The organism is Bacteroides acidifaciens, assembly GCF_024623065.1.
Taxonomy (GTDB): Bacteria; Bacteroidota; Bacteroidia; order Bacteroidales; family Bacteroidaceae; genus Bacteroides; species Bacteroides acidifaciens.
In genome coordinates this window covers 1-6,087 of the sequence record NZ_JANJZR010000127.1, presented here as the reverse complement: position 1 = coordinate 6,087, position 6,087 = coordinate 1, and the positions used below count along the sequence as shown (strand labels likewise).

The 6,087-nt window shown below is 39.9% G+C and carries 6 protein-coding genes and 1 tRNA gene; 1 reads left to right on the top strand and 6 read right to left on the bottom strand.

The features are described 5' to 3' along the window. Positions 1-90: 90 nt before the first annotated feature. The 3 genes from pulA to NSB03_RS19615 form a co-directional block, all read right to left on the bottom strand. The gene (gene pulA, locus NSB03_RS19625) at positions 91-2,091 is read right to left on the bottom strand and encodes a type I pullulanase (protein ID WP_024988768.1); all 2,001 of its coding nucleotides are present in this window, start codon (positions 2,089-2,091) and stop codon (positions 91-93) included. 63 nt (positions 2,092-2,154) lie between these two features. After that, the gene (gene ruvC, locus NSB03_RS19620) at positions 2,155-2,721 is read right to left on the bottom strand and encodes a crossover junction endodeoxyribonuclease RuvC (RefSeq protein ID WP_024988767.1); all 567 of its coding nucleotides are present in this window, start codon (positions 2,719-2,721) and stop codon (positions 2,155-2,157) included. Further along, positions 2,718-3,020, bottom strand: a complete 303-nt coding sequence (locus tag NSB03_RS19615) for a DUF4286 family protein (protein WP_024988766.1) — start codon at positions 3,018-3,020, stop codon at positions 2,718-2,720. Before NSB03_RS19615 ends, ruvC begins: the two co-directional genes overlap by 4 nt. 117 nt (positions 3,021-3,137) lie before the next feature. On the opposite strand from NSB03_RS19615, the gene NSB03_RS19610 reads away from it, so the two are divergent. After that, positions 3,138-3,211 (top strand) — tRNA-Ala (locus tag NSB03_RS19610). A 147-nt stretch (positions 3,212-3,358) separates the two neighbouring features. On the opposite strand, the gene NSB03_RS19605 is transcribed toward NSB03_RS19610, so the two are convergent. The 3 genes from NSB03_RS19605 to NSB03_RS19595 form a co-directional block, all read right to left on the bottom strand. Next, a complete protein-coding gene (locus NSB03_RS19605) occupies positions 3,359-4,273 on the bottom strand; it encodes a PD-(D/E)XK nuclease family transposase (protein ID WP_024988765.1) in 915 nt (304 codons plus the stop codon). 113 nt (positions 4,274-4,386) lie between these two features. Then, positions 4,387-5,337, bottom strand: a complete 951-nt coding sequence (locus NSB03_RS19600) for a hypothetical protein (RefSeq protein WP_024988764.1) — start codon at positions 5,335-5,337, stop codon at positions 4,387-4,389. A gap of 23 nt (positions 5,338-5,360) precedes the next feature. Continuing rightward, positions 5,361-5,807: a hypothetical protein gene (locus NSB03_RS19595; protein WP_257466596.1), complete on the bottom strand. Its 447-nt coding sequence runs from the start codon at positions 5,805-5,807 to the stop codon at positions 5,361-5,363. Between the last annotated feature and the right edge of the window lie 280 nt (positions 5,808-6,087).

Genomic DNA, 6,087 nt, shown 5'->3' with positions numbered 1-6,087 from the left:
CAGCTTAAAGAAAATGAACCGAGTTGTATAGTAATGAATAAAAAAGAAGGTGTATCGTGCATTACGACACACCTCCATAAAAGCAAAAATTTACTTGTACATAATCAGCGCAGACTGACCGGGGACAATCACTTCCGACCCGGTTTGCGTTCCCAATCCGCGGATGTCTATCACACCGTCTTTGCACACAACCGTGTATTTGCCGGCAGGCACTTCAAGACGGGCAGGTGTAGTTCGGGAGTTATAGGCCACGACAATATCGCCCCAATAATCTCCGTTTGCATGGTCTTTCAGACGGAACGCAATCAGATTCTTGCCCTCTACGGGAAGAAATTCCAAATGCTTCCGAACCTTTTCCGCATCTCCCATACGGAAGGCAGGATGAGATTTACGAAGGTCAATCAACCGTTTGTAATACATGAAAACGTCCCCATTCGTCGTCTTGCGTCTCCAGTCAATGGCGTTGACTGCATCCGGACTTTTATAGCTATTGTCAACTCCCTGTTTGTCACGCATTACTTCCTCTCCGGCATAAATAAACGGGATACCTTGCGAAGTAAAGACTACTGTCTGCGCCAATTTATCAAGACGGACAAGCTGTTCGGAAGTAATCCCCGGCATACTCGCCTTCAAACGGTCTGTCAGGCATAGCCCGTCGTGGCAAGAGACATAGCTAATCATTTGAACAGGTTGTTCCGCCCACGGCTCCTGACTGTAATTCACCGAATCATAACGTACCTGCGGATGCTCAACGGCTCCTACAATACCAAACTTAACGCTATTTTCTCCCCCCGGAACGTCAGCAAGAAAAGCTCCTTTGGTCTTCTCCCAGACCGACCCGCAGAGCCCGTCACGCAGTTCATCGGAGAAAACAGCTATTCCGGGCATTTGCGCGACATTTCCTTTCATTGCCAGAGAATCTGTAGGATATTGAGGGGGCTCGGCCGCCCAACCTTCTCCATATATGCAGATAGTAGGATCTACTTCATTTACCGTCTTGCGGATTTCGTTCATTGTCTCAATGTCATGAACTCCCATCAGATCAAAGCGGAAACCATCGACATGGTATTCCTTCATCCAGTAAAGAACGGATTCTATCATAAACTTACGCATCATGGGTCGCTCGCTTGCCGTCTCATTGCCGCATCCCGAGCCGTTCGCCAACGTGCCGTCTTCTTTCTGGCGGTAAAAATAACCGGGAACGGTGCGTTCGAAGTTGCTCTCCGCTGTATTAAAGGTATGATTGTAGACTACGTCCATTATCACCCGGATACCAGCCTTGTGCAATGCCTGCACCATTTGCTTGAATTCTTTCACACGAGTGGCAGGCTGATAAGGGTCTGTTGCGTACGAACCGTCCGGGACATTGTAGTTCAGCGGGTCATATCCCCAGTTGTACTGGTTTTCGTCCAGTTTTGTTTCGTCTATAGAAGCATAGTCATAGGAAGGAAGGAGATGCACGTGTGTCACGCCTAACTCAATCAGATGGTCAATACCAGTCAGCAACTTATCCGAATTCATCGTGCCGTGTTCGGTCAGCGCGAGATATTTTCCTTTGTTCTTTATTCCCGAAGTAGAATCGACGGAAAAGTCACGATGGTGCATTTCGTAGATAATCATGTCAGCAGGAGATTTCAACGGCGGACGCTGATCGCTCTCCCACCCTTCGGGGTTCGTCGTTTTCCAGTCAATGATAGCAGCACGTTTCCCGTTCACTCCGACGGCATGGGCATTGATACCTGGTGTGTCTCCCTGCCATTTATCGTTGATTTTCACGTTGAAGGTATAGAATTTATCGAGCAAATCCTTGTTCACTACGGTCGTCCAGGTTCCGTTTTCGCCGGGTTCCATCTTTACTGTCTCGTAGGCATGACCGCCATCGCCTTCATCATAAAGCATCAGGCGCACTTCTTCGGCTGTCGGCGACCAGAGCGTGAACGTAGTTGCTTCCGGCGTATACTCCATTTCTATAAGACTTCCCGGACGAACCGGATATAGCTCGAAAGAAGCATATTCCTTTTTCGCGGAAGAACAACTCATCACTGTTGCCACTGTAGTCACTCCTAATATTGCTGAATAATTAATTCCCATCTTATACTCTCCTGTTCCTGTAATAACGATTTTCGTTTGATAATTACTTTCCAACCTATACGGTCACTTCACCTTATCCGGATTCTTCGCTATAAAATCCTTCCAACTGCTGTATCCTTTCTCTACGGCAGGACGTCCCATCTGCAGAAAATGGCAATAGGCAGCAGCCAGACCGTCCGTTGCATCCATGAAGACAGGCATGTCCTCTTTCGAGAGACGAAGCATCCGCTGTAACATATCCGCCACCTGTTCTTTCGATGCTTGTCCGTTTCCGGTAATTGCCATCTTTATTTTCAAGGGGGCGTATTCGGTGATAGGGATGTCACGGCTCAATGCTGCCGCCATCGCTACCCCTTGCGCACGTCCCAACTTCAACATAGACTGGACATTCTTACCGAAAAAAGGAGCTTCAATAGCCAGCTCGTCAGGCAGATAACTTTCAATAATGCCCAATACCCGTTCGTGGATATGGCGCAGTTTCAAGTAGTGATTGGCAAACTTGCGCAAGTCGATAATCCCCATGGCAATCATTTCCGGTTTGGTCCCCTTTATTCTCAGAACTCCATATCCCATGATTGTCGTACCTGGGTCAATCCCCAGGATTATCTTTTCCTTTACCGGCTGAATCACTCTATTATCTCCATTAATGTCGGAAAACCGATTACCTTGTCTTTAAATATTTTTGTCAGTTCGTCATTCAAACGCACTCCCTGTTCCAGATGCCACCGATGCAGCAATCCGCTGCTCTCCACTTCCCATTGTAAAGAATAGGCACTTCCATCTTCCCGATGGCTTAAAATTCTGCAAATGCGCGGTGTTTTTAATGTACCGTGTTTCTGTACTTCAGGGATATAGGATTCTTTTATCCAAATCAAAAAGTTATCGTGAACCTCATCGTCCACCTGAAAAGTAGTATTATAAATCAGCATATCTTTTTTTTCAAACAATTATTTACTGCAAACATAGCAATTATTTCAGAATATTGCATTATATTTGCGGCAACAAAAAAGGATTCGTTTACAAACGTTATCATATAAGGTTGAAAAGGGGCGTTAGCTCATCTGGCTAGAGCGCGACACTGGCAGTGTCGAGGTGATCGGTTCGAGTCCGATACGCTCCACTTACACAAGACTTAAACTACAACATTAATTTTAGCACACAAAAATTCCTCCCTTTCGCTCCTATCATCTCTATCCAAATAACAATAAAAAAGGGAATACACAGTAAGCCATATATCCCCTCAATCAATAACATATTCAAGTTTACACTATAACTTTTCTATTTCTTCTTTAGACAATCCAGTAGCTTGTGAAATTATATCAATTGCCACTCCCAGCTTTTTCAGGTTACGAGCATTATTCAAATTGGCTTCTCTTACTCCTTCTTCTTTCCCTTTAGCCAATCCTTTATTTAGTCCTTCTTCAATGCCTTCCGCCCTTCCTTCTTCTCGTTCCGTATAAATATTATCTCGGAGTATCACAATATTATCCAAGTGACGATAATAAGCAGCCAATTCATCTTTCGTCATACTATCGAGTTTTAGTCTTTCACGTGCCTCTTCAAGTCCGGGAGCTGTAGCACTAGAAGGAATCTCACCTGTATTCAAATAGTAAATCCATTCTTCCAACGGACTCTTAGCTACCTGATTAAAGCCATTCACTTTCAGGATATAGTATTCAGGATACAACTGACTAACTGTATCTACTTTAAATGTCTGCTTCTGGAAAGGAGTCAGTTCTAAAATATCCCCTTGATGAATACCTCTAAATTCCGTCTTTCCATGATATACAAAGTCTGTTCCGTGACCTAATGAGAAATAGACAATATTGACGCTATAAACTTTACGTACCTTGTCATAACCCTCTCCTCTATTGATATATTCAGTCACTAATTTAGAAGTACCGAACAACATTCGCTGAAAGTAGGCATACTCATTGTTGTTCTGCACCTCTATCAAAACAAGCTCACCCTTAGAATTCTCGGCAAGCATATCTACACGATTATACTTGTCAAACTCATCCTCCTGATTACTTTCACTTTCAAGGAGTTTTTGGATAACGATCTTCTCACCCAGCAACGTAGTAAGCAAACCTTCAAGTACACTAAAGTTTGCCTTATTCCGGAGCAGGCGTTTCATCGCCCAGTCAAAACGAATTATCTGATTATTATTACTGTTATTCATATTCAATATATTGATTAACACAAAGGTAAGCAAAATCCTCTATATTAACAAAGAAAAAGCGTTTTAGTGCACAAAGCTCCAAGAAGTATACATAATACCCATATACTTTTTTATCATAATAACTTCCACATATGATCAAATTCCCGTTTACCCAATGTATCATTAGTTATATATTCTTTCACCTTTTCTTTTATTACTCTATTCTCCAGCAAATTTTGTATTATCCAATCTTCACAATAACACACCCAAACAGGTTCTATTTTATCAATCTTCTCAAATTCTATAGGATTTAAAAAGAACTGTAAGCATTCATTACGTACCGCGAAATCATCTATCAAGCTATGCAAAGATTGGTATTTATCATTTTTTCTTACACGTCTCAATACAGAACATGAAAATACCTCTTTATTCACATATGTATCATCACTAAAGTCAGGAGTCTTCAGAGCCTTTCTTAACAAATCCTCTTCAAGAATAGGTATCCGATAATTTTCGTAGAGAACCAATAGAGTATATAACCCATGAATACTTTGTTTAAAATATGCAATAATTTCCCTCTGTACATGAATAGTTAAAACTGAAAAAAATGAGCCTACAAAAAAATAATTGTTTTTTTCTGGAATATCCTCGATACTGTGAATATCTTCCATTTCCTTACCATACTCTTTCAATATTAAACTCAAATTAAATATGGCCTGATGAATTGTATTTTGTCTATAGCTCCTAAAAATCAGATGGTTTAAAAGGAGAATAGCATCATCAATACCAGGTTTATACTTATACACTAATGTAGATAATTCATTATCAAAAGACCAAAAATATTGTATGCCTAATAAATAATTAACAGTTGGGTATATATTATATATTTCTGGCATTTCGCTATCTATTCTATTGACAATAATCATTATATTTTGTACAACCTTTCTAAACAATTCCTCATTTATGATCTTATAACTACCATCATTCGATTGTTTTATTATATGACTTGAATTCTCAATTAGTCGTATAAGGTATTTACAAGCATCCTGACCTAGAGTAAGATTTTTTATATCATATTGTCTCATAATTTCCAATAGTTCTTTACTGCTTATGTGAAAAAGTAGAAGAAGTATTTACCACTTTTTACTGCTGGAGTAACATGACTATTTAATATTCCTATAATAACATTATGATAAAGAGTTTGTGAAAAACGATTATTATCACATATTATATAATTGTCATTACAAAAACTAAAGTCCTGATAGAATTTACTTTCAAGTAAATAGATATTACTATTCATCGACCTTCCACCGCGTTCTGCTGATTTTCGTTGACTTGTTATTTTTTCTTTAAAGCTCTCTGATTCTACCAATTTATTACCTTGAGAACGATATGACAACAAATCCTCAAAAACATGTTTTATGCCAGCATCTATTGGTAACTTATTCAAAATAGAAGGTAGATCAAAAGCTTCTATTTCTTTTAATATAGACCAAACATCAACATCTTCCCTTTCAAACAATTGATGTTGCACTCCATAACGTATAGAATACATATTGTACATACAGATAAAATACAATATACATTGTTTTATACAGAATACTTCACTCAGTAAAACGAGAAGCGTGACACTGCCAATAACCATATCTTAAAGTGCAGGCCCTGAGAAAACCTTAATCAACAGATATGGTTAAGCAGCCCACGCTATAACGTGGGAACTGCCATGCCAATTCTTGTTGATTTCGTGTTTTAGTTTCTCATTTGTTGCACTAACTAATGTGTAGTTGATTATCAATAAATTATAAGCTAATAATAGAGATATAGGTAATGGCTTA